At 65.5% G+C, this 14,564-nt stretch carries 17 protein-coding genes; 8 read left to right on the top strand and 9 right to left on the bottom strand.

Annotated elements, in window-relative coordinates; all coding sequences use genetic code 11:
• Positions 1-9: 9 nt before the first annotated feature.
• The 3 genes from AC1RP5_RS08625 to AC1RP5_RS08615 are packed head-to-tail and all read left to right on the top strand — an operon-like array spanning position 10 to position 2,226.
• Complete coding sequence (locus tag AC1RP5_RS08625; RefSeq protein WP_493110222.1) at positions 10-1,221, top strand: lytic murein transglycosylase; 1,212 nt, start codon at positions 10-12, stop codon at positions 1,219-1,221.
• Between the two features lie 13 nt (positions 1,222-1,234).
• Complete coding sequence (locus AC1RP5_RS08620; RefSeq protein WP_493110221.1) at positions 1,235-1,948, top strand: hypothetical protein; 714 nt, start codon at positions 1,235-1,237, stop codon at positions 1,946-1,948.
• Entirely contained in the window at positions 1,945-2,226 is a 282-nt protein-coding gene (locus tag AC1RP5_RS08615; protein ID WP_493110220.1) for a hypothetical protein, read from the top strand. Before AC1RP5_RS08620 ends, AC1RP5_RS08615 begins: the two co-directional genes overlap by 4 nt.
• 24 nt (positions 2,227-2,250) lie before the next feature.
• Here AC1RP5_RS08615 and AC1RP5_RS08610 read toward each other — a convergent pair whose 3' ends face one another.
• On the bottom strand, positions 2,251-3,177 hold the full coding sequence (locus AC1RP5_RS08610; RefSeq protein WP_493110219.1) for a diacylglycerol/lipid kinase family protein: 927 nt from the start codon (positions 3,175-3,177) through the stop codon (positions 2,251-2,253).
• Between the two features lie 122 nt (positions 3,178-3,299).
• Between AC1RP5_RS08610 and AC1RP5_RS08605 the strand changes: the two genes are divergently transcribed.
• From AC1RP5_RS08605 to AC1RP5_RS08590, 4 genes are all read left to right on the top strand, one after another.
• Positions 3,300-4,112, top strand: a complete 813-nt coding sequence (locus tag AC1RP5_RS08605) for a UDP-2,3-diacylglucosamine diphosphatase (RefSeq protein ID WP_493110217.1) — start codon at positions 3,300-3,302, stop codon at positions 4,110-4,112.
• 4 nt (positions 4,113-4,116) lie between these two features.
• Entirely contained in the window at positions 4,117-5,169 is a 1,053-nt protein-coding gene (locus AC1RP5_RS08600; RefSeq protein ID WP_493110216.1) for a glycosyltransferase family 4 protein, read from the top strand.
• Between the two features lie 95 nt (positions 5,170-5,264).
• Positions 5,265-5,525, top strand: coding sequence for a hypothetical protein (locus AC1RP5_RS08595; protein WP_493110215.1), 261 nt, complete (start codon positions 5,265-5,267; stop codon positions 5,523-5,525).
• A gap of 86 nt (positions 5,526-5,611) precedes the next feature.
• Complete coding sequence (locus tag AC1RP5_RS08590) at positions 5,612-5,992, top strand: VOC family protein (protein ID WP_493110214.1); 381 nt, start codon at positions 5,612-5,614, stop codon at positions 5,990-5,992.
• A gap of 12 nt (positions 5,993-6,004) precedes the next feature.
• Here AC1RP5_RS08590 and AC1RP5_RS08585 read toward each other — a convergent pair whose 3' ends face one another.
• Entirely contained in the window at positions 6,005-7,327 is a 1,323-nt protein-coding gene (locus AC1RP5_RS08585) for an ATP-binding protein (RefSeq protein ID WP_493110213.1), read from the bottom strand.
• Positions 7,324-7,992: a response regulator transcription factor gene (locus AC1RP5_RS08580; RefSeq protein WP_493110212.1), complete on the bottom strand. Its 669-nt coding sequence runs from the start codon at positions 7,990-7,992 to the stop codon at positions 7,324-7,326. Before AC1RP5_RS08580 ends, AC1RP5_RS08585 begins: the two co-directional genes overlap by 4 nt.
• A gap of 200 nt (positions 7,993-8,192) precedes the next feature.
• Here AC1RP5_RS08580 and AC1RP5_RS08575 point away from each other — a divergent pair, with 200 nt between their 5' ends.
• Positions 8,193-8,714 carry a Fur family transcriptional regulator gene (locus AC1RP5_RS08575; protein WP_493110211.1) on the top strand — a complete coding sequence of 174 codons (522 nt, stop codon included), beginning with the start codon at positions 8,193-8,195 and terminating at the stop codon, positions 8,712-8,714.
• A gap of 12 nt (positions 8,715-8,726) precedes the next feature.
• On the opposite strand, the gene AC1RP5_RS08570 is transcribed toward AC1RP5_RS08575, so the two are convergent.
• Genes AC1RP5_RS08570 through AC1RP5_RS08545 form a run of 6 tightly spaced genes read right to left on the bottom strand, consistent with a single transcriptional unit; the run spans position 8,727 to position 14,406 of the window.
• The gene (locus AC1RP5_RS08570) at positions 8,727-9,143 is read right to left on the bottom strand and encodes an ExbD/TolR family protein (RefSeq protein WP_493110210.1); all 417 of its coding nucleotides are present in this window, start codon (positions 9,141-9,143) and stop codon (positions 8,727-8,729) included.
• 10 nt (positions 9,144-9,153) lie between these two features.
• On the bottom strand, positions 9,154-9,882 hold the full coding sequence (locus AC1RP5_RS08565; RefSeq protein WP_493110209.1) for a MotA/TolQ/ExbB proton channel family protein: 729 nt from the start codon (positions 9,880-9,882) through the stop codon (positions 9,154-9,156).
• Between the two features lie 10 nt (positions 9,883-9,892).
• Positions 9,893-10,699: an energy transducer TonB gene (locus AC1RP5_RS08560; RefSeq protein ID WP_493110208.1), complete on the bottom strand. Its 807-nt coding sequence runs from the start codon at positions 10,697-10,699 to the stop codon at positions 9,893-9,895.
• A gap of 9 nt (positions 10,700-10,708) precedes the next feature.
• Complete coding sequence (locus AC1RP5_RS08555) at positions 10,709-11,404, bottom strand: PepSY-associated TM helix domain-containing protein (RefSeq protein WP_493110207.1); 696 nt, start codon at positions 11,402-11,404, stop codon at positions 10,709-10,711.
• On the bottom strand, positions 11,404-12,087 hold the full coding sequence (locus AC1RP5_RS08550) for a Fe2+-dependent dioxygenase (protein WP_493110205.1): 684 nt from the start codon (positions 12,085-12,087) through the stop codon (positions 11,404-11,406). The genes AC1RP5_RS08555 and AC1RP5_RS08550 overlap by 1 nt, the downstream gene beginning before the upstream one ends.
• Before the next feature lie 21 nt (positions 12,088-12,108).
• The gene (locus AC1RP5_RS08545; protein WP_493110204.1) at positions 12,109-14,406 is read right to left on the bottom strand and encodes a TonB-dependent receptor; all 2,298 of its coding nucleotides are present in this window, start codon (positions 14,404-14,406) and stop codon (positions 12,109-12,111) included.
• Between the last annotated feature and the right edge of the window lie 158 nt (positions 14,407-14,564).

Here is a 14,564-nt window from a genome sequence, read left to right as displayed (position 1 = left end):
CTCCGGGGCATGACCCTCATGCCCCACGCAAGAATTCTCGCCGCAACGACGGCGCTCCTCTGCAGCTCCGTGGTCGTACCTGCCGTTGCGCAGGACAGCGGCTTCCGCGACTGCCTGCAGACCATCAAGGCCGATGCGCTGAAGCAGGGCGTGCCGGCCGCGATCGTCGACCGTGCCTTCCAGGGCCTGACGCCCGACCAGAAGGTGATCGACCTCGACAACCGTCAGCCCGAATTCTCGCTGACCTATGCGAAGTATGTCGGCGGCACCGTGTCGCTCGACCGCATCCAGAAGGGTCAGCAGAAGATGGCGCAGTATCGCGCCCTGCTCGACCAGCTGCAGGCCGAGTATGGCGTGCCGCCGCAGTACATCATGGCCTTCTGGGGCATCGAGACGAACTACGGCACCTACATGGGCGACTTCCGCGTCGTACGCTCCGTCGCGACGCTCGCGTGCATGACCAAGCGCCGCGAATTCTTCAGCAACGAGACCGTGCAGGCGCTGCGCATCCTCAACAACAACCACATGACCAGCGACCAGATGCGCGGCTCGTGGGCCGGCGCGATGGGCAACATGCAGTTCATGCCGTCCACCTTCACCAAGTGGGCGGTCGATCGCGACGGCAACGGCAAGATCGATATCTGGAACAGCCTGCCCGACGCCTTCGCCTCGGCCTCGAACTTCCTGCGCGGCATCGGCTTCAAGCCGGGCCTGCCGTCGAGCGAAGAGATCGTGCTGCCGGCGAACTTCCCGCTCGACCAGGCCGACACCACGGTCGAGAAGCCGGTGAAGGCCTGGGCCGCGATGGGCGTGAAGAAGATGAACGGCGGCCCGTTGCCCCAGGTCGACGACGCCTCGTCGATCCTGCTGCCCGCGGGCTTCCGCGGCCCCGCGTTCATCATCTATCCGAACTTCAAGGCGGTGATGAACTGGAACCGCTCGACGCTTTACGCTCTCTCGGTCGGCATCCTAGCCCGCCAGATCGCGGGCGGACCGCCGGTGCAGCAGCAGGCCCCGGCCGACGACGCGCCGATCTCGCGCGACACCGTCATCGACATGCAGAATCGCCTGACCAAGCTCGGCCTCTACAAGGACGAAGCCGACGGGCTGTTAGGCCCCAAGACCCGCTCCGCGCTGCGCCTCTTCCAGCAGCAGCAGGCCTTGCCTGCTGACGGGCATCCGACCCAGGAGTCGGTACGCCGCCTGCAGGCGGTGCGGTAAAGGCCGGCTCTCCATGACCGCCTTCATCGGCATCGGCAGCCGGGGAGGCCTGCGCAGCTTCGGCGGCACCCAGTTCGCCCACGTCAACCGGTGGTGCACGACCTGGTTCAAGCGAGACCTGATCCATTTCTCGCAGACCCTGACGATCCGCTTCAACGGCGCGAACATGGTCCTCCGCCTGCTCCCGGAGGACCGGCTGCTGGTCCGCATGCAGCTCTTCCAGGCGGGCACGCGCATCGCCAACGTCGCGTTCCGCATCGATCCTCTGCAGCGGCGCGCCTTCCTCAGCTGGACCGTGCTCACGCCGGCGACCCAGCGCACAGGCGCCTTCAAGCAGATCCTGCAGAACCTCCTCCTGGTCCTGCGGGATTGCGGCGTCACGCGGGTCAACCTCGTCGCCAGCCTGACCCATGGCGGCTATGTCTGGGCGATCTATGGCTTCCTGCCCGAAACCGCCGCCGAATGGGCGCGTTTGGCGGGTGTGCTGCGCCGCAAGCTGCTCGCCATCGCCTCCGAGCTCAAGCCGGCGGAACTCGACGCCGTCCAGAAGCTGCTCGCCTCGCCTGATCCGCTGGCGCTGCGCGCGATCGCGGGCAGCGCCATCCAGATCCGCGATACGACCCTCGGCAAGCATCTGTTGATGGGAACCGAGTGGAAGGGAGAACTGGACTTTTCCGACGGGCCCTCCGCGCTTATATACCTGAAGCGCATAGGGGTGGTGCCATGACGAAGAAACCGGCTCCCACTGTTACCGATTTTGTGACGGCGGCTTACGCCGGTCCCAAACGTGCGCGAACGACAGAGACGGCGCCGGCCGCCGCCGCCAAGCCCAAGACGCCCCGTGTCCGGCGCGCGATCAAGTTCGTGCCGATGGAAGAGCTCATGCTCGCCGATCTCGAGGAGCGCTCGAACCTCGTGAGCCTGCCCACGGAAGAGATCGACCGGATCGCGCAGATCTTCGGCCTGTCGTCGGAAGACGTCGCCGCCCTCTACGCCCGCCGCTAGGCCTCTTCCGAACCGCGGGCGGGTTCAAGCCGGCCGCAGCAACCGCACCGCCTCGGTCGAGAGGCCGATAGACACCGGCAGGGTGAGCGCGTCGTCGCCGTCGATCTGCACCGGTTGGCGGCGGCTTTCGCCGGCGTCGTTCAGCACCGAGATCCGGACCTCGCGGCCCGAGACGACGCGATAGCCCGACGTGCGCGGCAGCGCCCCGCGCAACAGCGCCGCGCCGAAGCGCAGCGCGTGCATCCAGCCCCAGCGCTCGAACAGGCAGACATGGAGCAGCGGATCACCCAATGAGGCGGCCGGCGCCACCACGTACGGGCCGGCATAGTGGCGCGCGTGTGTCACGATCACCGACGCCGCCTCGTAGGTCGCGCCGTCGATCTCGACGGCATAGCGCACCGGCCGGTAGCGCCGGGCCTCGATCAGCGAGCGCCAGACATAGGCGCCCTTGCCCCAGCGGCGCTTCAGGCCCGAGCTGACGCCGGCCACGACCTTGGCATCGAAGCCGGCGCCGGCCATCAGCGAGAAGCAGCGCGGCTTGCCGGCTTCGCTGGCCCGGCCCGGATGCACCAGCACCTCACGGCCGCCCATCATCGCCTGGGCAAGCGACGAAGCGCTGGAGCCGAGGCCGAGTTCGTGCGCCAGCACGTTGGCAGTGCCCAGCGGCACGATGGCGAGCGGCGGCGCGGTGGCGGCACGGGCCGCGAGCCCGTTCACCACCTCGTTGATCGTGCCATCGCCGCCTGCCACCGCGATGACGCCGTAGCGTTCGGCGTCGCACGTTTCGGCGAACCGTCGCGCATCGCCTGCCGCCGCGGTCTCCACGACGTCGACCCTCCACCCGCCGGCACGCACGCGGCGCACGACGGCATCGACGAGGCCGCGCCGACGCCGTCCGGCGGTCGGATTCAGGATCAGGAGAACTGATGTTGCAGCTGGGGCGAATGTCATTGAACCGTCACAACCGGGTCACCTCCACGCAACGGCTCCCTTACACAATCCAATGCGTCCCGCGCAATCGCGCACAACATATTTTGTGTCGGTCGAGTCGTTTTCCACATGACCGTGCCCTCATGAGCCACATCGAACGCAGCCAGCCTGCCCGGCACAGGGCAATCTTCCTGTCCGACATCCATCTCGGCACACGCGGCTGCCAGGCCGACCTGCTGCTCGACTTCCTGAAGAGGAACGAGAGCGAGCATCTCTATCTGGTGGGCGACATCGTCGACGGCTGGCGCCTGAAGCGCTGGTGGTACTGGCCGCAGAGCCATAACGACGTGGTGCAGAAGATCATGCGCAAGGCCCGCAAGGGCACCAACGTCGTCTACATCCCCGGCAACCACGACGAGGCGGCGCGGCAATACTGCCAGCTCACCTTCGGCGACGTGCATGTGAAGGATGAGGCGATCCACGAGACGCCCGACGGCAAGAAGCTGCTGGTGATCCACGGCGACCAGTTCGACGGCATCGTGCGTTACGCGCGCTGGCTCGCGATCCTCGGCGACTGGGCCTACGCCGCCGCGCTGCGCCTCAACACGATCTTCAACTGGGGCCGCCGCAAGCTCGGCCTGCCGTACTGGTCGCTGTCGGCCTTCCTGAAGCACCGCGTGAAGAACGCCGTGCAGTTCATCAACGACTACGAACATGCGGTGGCCAGCGAAGCGCGCCGCCGCGGCGTCGACGGCGTGGTGTGCGGCCACATCCATCACGCCGAGATGCGCACCATCGAGGGCATCCTCTACTGCAACGACGGCGACTGGGTCGAAAGCTGCACGGCGCTGGTCGAGGATTTCGACGGCCACCTGCGCATCGTGCACTGGGCGGACGAAGTGGCTCGCCGTTCGTCGCGCCTGCCTCTGTCCCACGTTCAACTCGCCGCGGAGTAGCCTTTTGCGCATTGCCATCGTCTCCGACGCCTGGCGCCCCCAGATCAACGGCGTCGTCCGCACCCTGGAGACCGTAGCGCGCATTCTTCGCGCCGAGGGCCACGAGGTCGAAGTCTTCGGCCCCGACCGCTTCCGCACCCTGCCCTGTCCGACCTATCCCGAGATCAGGCTGTCGCTGTTTCCCTCGGCGCGGCTCAGCCACATGCTGAAGCTGTTCGCGCCCGACGCCATCCATCTCGTCACAGAGGGGCCGCTCGGCTGGGCGGCGCGCGCCTTCTGCCTCAAGCGCAGGATCCCCTTCACCACCGCCTATCACACGCGCTTCCCCGAATATGTGCGCGCCCGCATCTTCGCGCCGCTGTCGTGGAGCTACGCCTTCGTGCGCCGCTTCCATGCGCCTTCGGCCGCCGTGCTGGTCGTGTCGCCGGCGATCCGCGACGAGCTCACCGCGCGCGGCTTCAAAAATCTCGTGCCGTGGTCGCGCGGCGTCGACATCACCGCGTTCAAGCCGCAGCCGCGCGAGCAGTTCAAGGAGCCGCGCCCGATCTGGCTCTATGCCGGCCGCGTCGCCATCGAGAAGAACATCAAGGCCTTCCTCGACCTCGACCTGCCCGGCAGCAAATGGGTGGTGGGCGGCGGCCCGCAGCTCAAGTCGCTGCAGAAGCGCTATCCCGATGCGCACTTCTTCGGCTCGGTCGATACCGACGAACTCTCCTACCGTTATGCACAAGCCGACTGTTTCGTCTTTCCGAGCGTCACCGACACGTTCGGCCTGGTGATGGTCGAGGCGCTGGCCTCGGGCGTTCCGGTCGCGGGTTATCCGGTGCCAGGGCCGCTCGACGTCGTCACCGATCCCAAGGTGGGCGCCGTCGATCCCGATTTGCGCACCGCCTGTCTCGCCGCCGTGTCGCGCGATCCTGTGGATTGCCGCCGTCATGCGGAGACCTTCACCTGGGAGCGTTGCGCACAGCAGTTCGTCGACACACTGCAGCCCATTCCGCGTGGCCACTGGCAGCCTTTGCGCAATCGTGTCGTGCCCGACGCCGCCGCACCCTAGCCGCTTTTCGATCCCTTCCTGTTCCCTCTCATACGGGTTGCGGGCTACGCTGCAGGAGAGTATTTGCGGCGTCCGCATTCCAAGGGCAGACCGGTATGGCTATCCAGTATTTCGCCAAGGTGACCGCATCCGACCATGAGGCGCTGCAGCGCCTCGTGAAGCACTATCCGCTCAGCTCCTACGCCGACTGGCACATGAAGGAGATGAGCCGCATGGCCGACTGGCGCAGCCGCCGTCACGCCATCAAGATGGTGCCTGTGACGCCGGAAGAGTTCGAGGAGTACTGCAAGGAGAAGGGTGTCCCGAGCGACATCATCACCTTCAAGGCGTTCGTCTGCGAGAAGGGCGGCGGCTGATCACCGACCGGTAACCCTGGCTTGAAGTCGCGGGCCGCCTGACTACGTCAGAAGGAGCCCGCAGGAGACTTCCCCAGGAGGCTTCAGTGCCAGCCCTCAACCACCTGATCATTCATGTGAAGGACAAGGACGCGTCGGCCGAGTTCCTGGCCGACATACTGGGCGTCGAGGCCGGCCCGCAATGGGGGCCGTTCCGCCCGGTGCAGACGTCGAACGGCGTCACGCTCGATTTCATCGGCACGCCGAACCCCAGCACGACGCACTACGCCTTCCTCGTCGACGACGCCGAATTCGATGCCTCGTTCGCGAAGATCAAGAAGGCCGGCATCCCCTACTACGCCCATCCCAACAAGAGCGGCGCGGGCGAGATCAACCATCTCTACGGCGGCCGTGGCGTCTACTTCGAAGACCCGAACGGCCACCTGCTCGAATTGATCACCAAGCCCTATGGTGAGCATCCGGGCTAAAACCCGGTTGCTTCAGCCGGCAGCCACCAGCTTCGCCGCCGGAATGCGGATGCGGGCCGTCACGCCGCCCGTGGGGCGGTTGCCGATCGAAAGATCGAGGCCGTTCTGATCGGCGATCGCCTTGGCGATCGACAGGCCGAGACCCGCTCCATCCGTTCGGTTCGAGGCTTCGCGGAAGAAGCGATCGTAGATGTGCGGCAGCGCCTCCGGGGAGATCCCCGCACCGCCGTCGGCGATCTCCACGACCGCCTCGCCGTCCGACATCTGAAGCGAGACGCTGACCACGCCCTTGGCCGGGCTGTGCCTCACGGCATTGTCGACGAGGTTCGAGAACAGGCTCGTCAGTGCCGCCGCGGCGCCCTGCAGGCGGGCGGTTACGTCGGCTTTCACCGCGAATTGCACGTCTCTCTTGCTGGCTTGCGGCACATGGCCGGCGACCACGTCGAGAAGCGTTTCGCGCACATCCAGTATCGTCGCCACCTGCTTTTCGGTTCCGGCGTCCACCGCGGCGAGTTCCAGGAGCTGGTTCGCCAGCAGGCGCGCCCTTCTGACCGCGCGCGAGAGGTCAGCGGCGATATCCGCATTGCCGTCGCTGCCCGGCCGGGCCGTCCGTTCGCTCAACGTGTCGACGAGGATCTGCAGCGCCGTCAGCGGCGTGCGCAATTCATGGGCGGCGTCGGAGACGAACCGACGCTGCTGGTCGATCACCTTGCCCTGCCGGTCGAGCAGTTCGTTCATCGCCCCCACGAAGGGCCGCATCTCGGCCGGCATCGTCGCCAGCGATAGAGGCGTCGTGGCATCGACGCTGCGTCGCTCCAGCTCACCGCCGACACGATCCAGCCTCCGGAAGAGCCGGTTCAGGCCGACGATGACGATTGCCCAGGCAATGGGAATGGCCGCCAGGATCGGCAGCGCGGCGCTCATGGCCAACTGCTCGGCAACCTCGTCCCTGACTTCCTGGCGTTGCGAGATCTGAACGGTGCGATCGCCATCCAGGACCGTGAAAACCCTCCACGCTTCACCGGCGACGAGCAGGTCCACGAACCCGTTGCGGGCCTGTCGCGGGATGTCGACGCCGCCGGTTGCCCGCACCTGTCGTCCGTCGGCCGCCCACACCTGCACGGTGAACTCGTCTTCAGGGTCCTGCTCGAGAGAAACCGGCGGCATCTTGTCGATGCCTTCACCGACATGCTGGGCAATCTGGAAGAGCTGCCCGTCGAACACGAAGTTCGCTTCCTCCGTGCCGAACCGGTAGGCGACGATGCCGCCAACGAGACCGACACCCGCCAGCAGGAGCGCGATCCGGAAAAGGATCTGCTTGCGCAACGACTTCACGGCCTGTCCCGGGTCACGAGCCAACCTGCGCCGCGGACATTGCGGATCACCTGGCGATCGAACTTGCGGCGGATGGCATGGATCAGCACGTCGACCGAGTTGCTCTCGACCTTCTCCTTGTCGGTCGAATAGATCTCCGCCTCGATCTCGTTGCGGGTGATGATCCTGCCGGGTTGCCGGACCAGCACATGAAGCAGGGCGAACTCGCGCGATGGCAACCTGATGGCCGTCCCGCGATACGTTACGAGATGGGTCGAAAGGTCGATGGTGACCTCTCCCGCCGTCAGGGCGGCTCGCGGGTTCGGCTGATGCCGCCTCAGGACCGCGCGCAACCTCGCGAACAACTCGCGAAGCTCGAACGGTTTGACGATGTAGTCGTCGGCGCCCAGGTCGAGAACGGCAACCCGGCTGTCGATCTCAGCGCGCGCCGTGATCACCAGCACGGGCGTGTCGATCTCGGCCGAGCGGATGGATTGCAGTAGTTCCACGCCCGAGCCGTCGGGCAGGCCGATATCGAGCAGGACGGCAGCATGTTCTCGCCGATGCCACGCCGCCTCGCCTTCAAGCCGATCGTGCGCCCAGTCCACGATGATCCCATGCTCGTGCAATGCGCGCGTGAGGCCGTAGCCGATCATGGAATCGTCTTCGATCAGGAGCACCCGCATGTTCTCTCGCAAGGCAGGCCGTTGCCGGGTTCGAAAGCGGGCTTTCGTCGATTGAGTAGAATGAGCAATTCCTAATTCTTCGGTTGTGTTGCTGAGCGCTTCCTAATCAATTCGCGCCAAACCGTCGCGATTGCAAATGCTTATCAACGCCATCGAAAATCATCGTGTTACGGAGGGCCACAGGTTGATGAGCAGGGCGCATGGTCCAGTCCGAACAAGAAGCCGTCATCGATTTCGATATCGAGGGTGCCTGCGGCAAAGCAGGCGTCGGGTGCACGCCGGCGGTCCGCGCCGTTCTCTCGGCCGTCATGCAGATCCAGCCGTTCGCCAATGCCTATGACGTGCATCGCCGGGCCGGTGCGGCACGCAAGTCCCTGGCGCTGGGGTCCACCTATCGCATCCTCAACAAGCTGGCCGATGCCGGCATCCTGTCGGCCCATGATCTCGGCGACGGCATCACCAAGTACCGGCTGCGCCGTGACGACTCTGAAGGACACCTCATCGATGTGGCGAGCGGCAAGATCGAATCCTTTGCCGACGAAGCCCTCTTCGAGGAAATGAACGAGGTCGCGCGTGGGCTCGGCTATCGTCTGGTCCGGTATCGGCTGGTGGCCTACGGCGAGGCGTGCGACGGACCGGCAGCGCCTCCGATCAAGCAGAAAGCTTCGAGACGCGTCACCGTTCGGCTCGATCGCCGGATGCACGGCGATTCCGCTCACTGACAGGCTGACGCCCTATCGCGCCGGCTCGCTGACGAAGGCGATCTTGGAGAGGCCGCCCTTTGAGGCGTCGGCCAGGGTCTCCATGACGTATCTATAGGGCACGGTGGCATCGGCGCGGAGATAGACCTCGGGTTGCGGCCGCTTGCGGCCCGCCTCGGCGAACTTCTCCATCGCCTCTTCCCGGGTCAGCCGCTCGCCGCCCCAGTGCAGGGTGCCCTGCGCGTCGATCGCGAACTCGATCTTCTCGGGCTTCTGGACATCGGCATTGGCCGTTGCCTTGGGCAGGTCGAGCTTGACCACGTTGGTCAGCAGCGGCGCGGTCACGATGAATATGACCAGCAGCACCAGCACCACGTCGATCAGCGGCACCATGTTGATCTCCGCCATCGGCGAAGACGAGGATTTGCGTTCGAAACTCCCGAAAGCCATGGCGCACTCCTCAGTTCACGGCCGTGAGCGGCACGCCGGGCTTGCGCCCGGCCTGCAGCGCGCGACCCATCGACAGGAAGGTCAGCAGCTCGAAGGCGAAGGCGTCGAGCTTGGCCGTCAGCACGCGATTGGAGCGGGTCAGCCAGTTGAAGCCCATCACCGCGGGCAGCGCGACGGCAAGGCCAATGCCGGTCATGATAAGCGCCTCGCCGACCGGGCCCGCGACCTTGTCGAGCATCCCCGATCCCGACATGCCGATCGCGACCAGTGCGTGATAGACGCCCCACACCGTGCCGAACAGGCCCACGAACGGCGCCGTGGCGCCGATGGTCGCCAGCATGGTGAGGCCGTTCTCCAGCGACGTCGTCTCCTCGTCGAGCACCTTCTTGATGGTGCGGGTCAGGAACTCGGTCTCGCTGCCCGCTTCCTCGAGCTTGGCCGCGCCGAACTTGGCGTGATGGGCCTGGGCATGCAGCGAATGCGCCGTCAGGTGGCCGAACGGCTCGCGCACGCCGTGGATGCTGAGCTCGTTCTGGACCTGCTCCAGCGACGTGGCGCTCCAGAAGAAGTTCAGGAACTTGCGGCTGCGGCCCTGCCGAATCACCTGCCCGATCCCCTTGTAGATGATCAGGTACCAGGAGATCGCCGACATCACCGCCAGCACGCCCAGCAGGATCTTCGCGACGATGTCCGCCTGCGCGATGAAATGGCCGAAGCCAAGGGACGTTGCGTCGCCCATGCGTACTCTCCTACCTCAACACAAAATCAATCGGAACGTCGACCAGAAAGGCCCGCGGCACCCCGCCCGGGCTGTACGGGCGGAACTGCGCGGCGCGCACGGCCGCCAGCGCGGCCTGATCCAGATCCGGAAACCCCGAGGACTTCGCCAGCGACACCTGGGACGGACGGCCGGTCACATCGACCAGCACCCGGACATAGGCCTTGCCCTGGTCGCCGGCCCGCCGCGCCCTCATCGGATAGGCCGGATTGGGCCGCACGACGAAGCTGAGCTGCGAGGAGTCGACGACGGCGGGTCCGGGCGGCGCCGCCGGCGCCGCCTGCTGCGCCGTGGCATCGACCGGGGCAGCCGGGCGCGCGGGCTGCGGTGGCTTCCTCTGCACCGGCTTGGGCTCCGGCGGCTTCGGGTCGGGCTTCTTCTCCACGGGAATCTCAGGCGGCGGCGGCTCGTCCGGTGGCGGCAGCTCGACCTTGGCCAGCGGGAACTCCGGCGGCGGCAGATCGGGCGGCGGCGGATCGACGATGGCCGCCACGTCGACCGGCGGCGGCGGGATCTCGACGGGCGGCGGCGGCTCGGCGTTCTCGATCTCGAGCTGGGGCGGCGAATCGGCCGGCACCATGCGCACTTCCATCGGCGCCACATCGCCCACGATCATCGGCAGCGGTTCGATCTGGGTCAGCGCCCAGCCACCGCCGACATGGAAGAAGACGACGAACGCGACAATGGCCACGCGCGCCGTCGTCGACAACGGCTCGCGCGACGGGCCCGGCGGGCCGGGGTCCGCGACCGGCGAACCCGAAGGAACAGACTCTTGCATCACATCGCCCTACAGCTGCAGCGGGCTGACGGCCAAGGCCACCGTGGCGGCAACAGCCACGGCAAAGATCGTGATGCCGACCGCGCGCTTGCGATGGGTCTCCCACCACAAAATGACACCGCTGATCGACAGGAAGATCATGCTGCCGGCCAATGTGTCGATCAGCAGGATCCACGGCACCGGCATGGTCGTGCCCTTGTGCAGGTTGGTCAGCGTGGCGATGAAGCCGTTCTGCGTGGTGCGTACCGACAGCGACTTGTTGCCCACCCAGTACTCGGCCTGGACCAGATGGTTGGGACCACCGAAGGTCATCACCCAGCGCTCGGGTTGCTGCAGGGGACGCGCGGCGCCCTCGCCACCGCCAGAACCTCGTTCAGCCCAAGCCACCGGCCGCGCCCGCTCGACGCGCGCGACATTGGGCGGCCGGTCGAGCTTTAGGGTCTCCTGCAACCACGCGCCCATCATCTCGATGGTCTTGGGCGCAGGCTCGAGCAACGCGATCTGGGCGTTAATCTGCTTCTGGTCGGGCAGTTCCAGTTTCATGGTGCTGCGATGGTTCAGCCAAATGCCGCTGAACCCGAACATGAGACCGAGCAACGCGCCCCACAGGCCGAACCAGCCATGCGTCTTGCGTACCCAGCGCACGAAGGTCAGCCGGTGATTGACCTTGTTGCTTCCCCCAGCCGTGGCGGCGGTGACCGACATCAGGTCTCGCTCCATTGCCGCACGAGGTTGTGGTAGCAGCCGATCAACGACCGCCGCGCCAGCTCGTCGGCGTTGGTCTCGTTCAGGCGTTGAATGGCGTTGTCCATGTCGTGCAGCAAAGACCTCTGTATGTCGTCGCGGATCAGGCTCTGCGCCCAGAAGAAACAGGCCGTCCGCACACCGCGCGTGATCGGTGCCACCGAGTGCAGGCTGGTCGCCGGATAGACCACCATGTCGCCGGCCGCCAGCTTGACGCTGTGCTGGCCGTACGTGTCCTCGATCTGCAGCTCGCCCCCGTCATAGTCCTCGGGGTTGCTGAGGAACAATGTGGCGGAAACGTCCGTCCTGAGCTTGCGGCCGGTGTGCGGGTTGATCCGCACGCTGCCGTCGACATGCGCCCCGAACTTCATGCCCTCGCCGTAGCGGTTGAACATCGGCGGGTAGATCTCGTTCGGCAGCACGGCGCTGATGAAGACCGGATGAATCTCCAGCGCCGCGCCGACGATGCGTTGGCACGCAATCGCCGTTTCAGACCGCTCGTCGATCTGCTGGTTGAACTTCACCGGCGCCCCCTGGTAGCCGGCGGTCACACGACCGTCGACCCAGGCATTGGAGCGCTCCAGGCGCTCGCGCAGGCTGACGAGCTGCGCGGCGTTGAGGACTTGGGGAACACAGACCAGCATGACGGGCGGCGGCTTCCGTCTTCACAGGCGATAGTTGAGCGTGATCATTCCCGTCAGACCCGAGCCCACGGTGGCTCGACCGCCATCGGACGGCATGAGCGCGTCATAGTACTTGGTATCCAGCAGATTGAAGATATTGAGCCGCACATCGTAGGTCGGCTGCTTGTAGGCAGCCGTCAGGTCGATGCGCGCATAGGCCGGAACGACCACGGTGTTGGTGTTGTTGGCGTAACGCTGGCCTGTGTAGAACACGCCGCCACCAAGCTCATAGGTGTCGGCGATCGTATAGGTCGTCCAGATGTTGCCGGAGTCCTGCGGCGTGTTGACGGGGACCTTGCCCGTCGTGTTGCCGATGCCGTTCTGGAAGGTGAGACCCTGTATGATCACGCCGTTCAGGTAGGCATAACCACCGAACACCTGCCATTCCGGCGTGATGCGGCCGGCGAAACCGACACGACCGCCGCTCACCTGCACGTTGCCGGTCGGCGTGAAAGTACCGTCCGGATTGGCCGTACGGGCATTGTTCTTGATGATCGAGAACACCGCGCCGTTTACGGAGAGGTTCGCGCCCAGGATCTCGTATTTGACACCCGCCTCGACGCCCTGGTTGTTCTCCGGCGGCAGGTTCTGCGTGCCCGTTGTGGCTGTGAGCTGCTCGAGCGACGGGTTGAACGAGGTGCTGTACGACACATAGTAGGACTGCGCCGGGGTCGGCTCGTAGATCACGCCGCCACGGACGCTGAGGAACGTGTCGACCTGCGTGAGGTAGGCCGCCGTTGTGTTGCCCACCGTGTTCAGGCGATTGATCGAATTGCCGATCTGCGCCGAGTAATAGTCCCAGCGCAGGCCAGCCACGACCTTCAGCTCGGGAAGGAGCTGGACCGTATCATTGGCATAGAAGCCCGCGCCCCAGGCCTGCGACGAAGCATAGTTGCCCGGCAGCGAAGCCACGTTGCCCGGCGTGTTCGCGCCCACCGTGTAGCCCGCCGGTGTGCAGCCGACCGAGCCGGCTGGCAGGGCAATGCCGTTGCAGGTGCCCGTGCGGGTCGTCGTCTTGTTGGTGTAGGACTCGTAATTGAGGTCGATGCCCATCAGCAGCGTGTGGCCGACCGAACCGGTATCGAACTTCGACAGGACCTCGGTCTGGTTCTCGAGCGTGATGTCGTTGATGTTGCGATCGCGGCTGAGCTGGCGGACCCAGAGATTGCCCAGCGGCGCGCCGCTGTAGGGAATGGCGTTGGGGCCGTTGGCCGCCGCCACGAAGCCGTTGTTGGGGCCGAGCGTGCCGACGAAGCCGCCCGAGGTCTCGCGGACGTCGGTGTTCACCCAGACGAACTCGGTCTGGTTGCGGATGCTCATGGCCGGCGAGAATTTGTGCTCGATCAGGCTCTGCAGGGCGATGGAGTCTTGCTGCGTGTAATCGTCGTTGAAGCCATAGGCCGTGTTGCGCGGCGCATTCAACGGATAGCCGTTGAGATTGGGAACGCCGTAATTCAGCTGGTCCTTGCGGTGCTGCAGGATCGCGCCCAGCGTGATCTCGGTCGGCGTGCCGATCCCGAGCTTGACCGTCGGCGCGAAACCGAAGTCCAGCACGTTGGTCTGGTCGACCGTCGAGGCCTTGCCGATCTGGAAGAACGACGACACGCGCGCTGCGTTGTTCTCCTCGAACGGGGTGTTCACGTCGGCGGTCGCCCGGACGAGGCCGTTCGTCGTTACCGAGGCGCTGAGTTCCGTTGCCTGCTTCAGGAACGGCTTCTTGGTCACCTGGTTGATGATGCCGCCGGTCGAGCCGCGACCGAACAGCATCGACGACGGGCCCATCAGGACCTCGACCTGCTCCAGTGCGAAGACGTCGCGATAGTACTGGCCGCGATCGCGCATGCCGTCGAGATAGATGTCGGTACGCGCCGAGAAACCGTTGATGTTGATGTTGTTGCCGATCGTGCCGCCTTCGGCCGAACCGATCGTGACGCCCGGCGCATTACGCACCGCATCGGTCAGCGACGTGACGCCCTGCGACTGCATCAAAGCCTTGTTCACGACGACGATCGACTGCGGCACGTCCATCAGGTTGGCGGCGCCCAAGCGATTGATCGAGGCGCGCGTGGTCTGGAAATCTTCGCTGGGACGGCTGCCCGTGACCGTCACGGTCTGCATCGTCGCGGGAGCCCCGGCCGGGTTCGCCGGCTGGTTCTGATCCGCAGGCGCCGGCGAAGCAGGCGTCTGCGCGGGGTCGGTCGGCTGCTGCGCGAGGGCCGCAACAGGCGCCATCAGCAGGCCGACAACGGCGGTCTGAATCTTCGTCGTACGAGTGCTCAAGTTGTATCTCCCTTGAGCGCTACTGATAGTCAGTCGCAAGGGACACACAATCGACAAAGATGGCGATGCAGCGTTGTTATAAACGCGGATTATCGATTGCTAATTTTCAACGCAGCGCGACGGCGATGAGAATTAACGAATTCTAATTTTGAGACTTT

Source organism: Reyranella sp. GW821-FHT12G01 (assembly GCF_058806575.1).
Note: the sequence above shows the minus strand (reverse complement) of the source record. Positions and strands in the feature narration are given on the sequence as shown.

Bases quoted from the DNA above. Each gene is read 5' to 3' on its own strand.
- AC1RP5_RS08625 (WP_493110222.1), top strand. From the start codon at position 10: ATGACCCTCATGCCCCACGCAAGAATTCTCGCCGCAACGACGGCGCTC.
- AC1RP5_RS08620 (WP_493110221.1), top strand. From the start codon at position 1,235: ATGACCGCCTTCATCGGCATCGGCAGCCGGGGAGGCCTGCGCAGCTTC.
- AC1RP5_RS08615 (WP_493110220.1), top strand. From the start codon at position 1,945: ATGACGAAGAAACCGGCTCCCACTGTTACCGATTTTGTGACGGCGGCT.
- AC1RP5_RS08610 (WP_493110219.1), bottom strand. From the start codon at position 3,177: ATGACATTCGCCCCAGCTGCAACATCAGTTCTCCTGATCCTGAATCCG.
- AC1RP5_RS08605 (WP_493110217.1), top strand. From the start codon at position 3,300: ATGAGCCACATCGAACGCAGCCAGCCTGCCCGGCACAGGGCAATCTTC.
- AC1RP5_RS08595 (WP_493110215.1), top strand. From the start codon at position 5,265: ATGGCTATCCAGTATTTCGCCAAGGTGACCGCATCCGACCATGAGGCG.
- AC1RP5_RS08580 (WP_493110212.1), bottom strand. From the start codon at position 7,992: ATGCGGGTGCTCCTGATCGAAGACGATTCCATGATCGGCTACGGCCTC.
- AC1RP5_RS08575 (WP_493110211.1), top strand. From the start codon at position 8,193: ATGGTCCAGTCCGAACAAGAAGCCGTCATCGATTTCGATATCGAGGGT.
- AC1RP5_RS08570 (WP_493110210.1), bottom strand. From the start codon at position 9,143: ATGGCTTTCGGGAGTTTCGAACGCAAATCCTCGTCTTCGCCGATGGCG.
- AC1RP5_RS08565 (WP_493110209.1), bottom strand. From the start codon at position 9,882: ATGGGCGACGCAACGTCCCTTGGCTTCGGCCATTTCATCGCGCAGGCG.
- AC1RP5_RS08560 (WP_493110208.1), bottom strand. From the start codon at position 10,699: ATGCAAGAGTCTGTTCCTTCGGGTTCGCCGGTCGCGGACCCCGGCCCG.
- AC1RP5_RS08555 (WP_493110207.1), bottom strand. From the start codon at position 11,404: ATGTCGGTCACCGCCGCCACGGCTGGGGGAAGCAACAAGGTCAATCAC.
- AC1RP5_RS08550 (WP_493110205.1), bottom strand. From the start codon at position 12,087: ATGCTGGTCTGTGTTCCCCAAGTCCTCAACGCCGCGCAGCTCGTCAGC.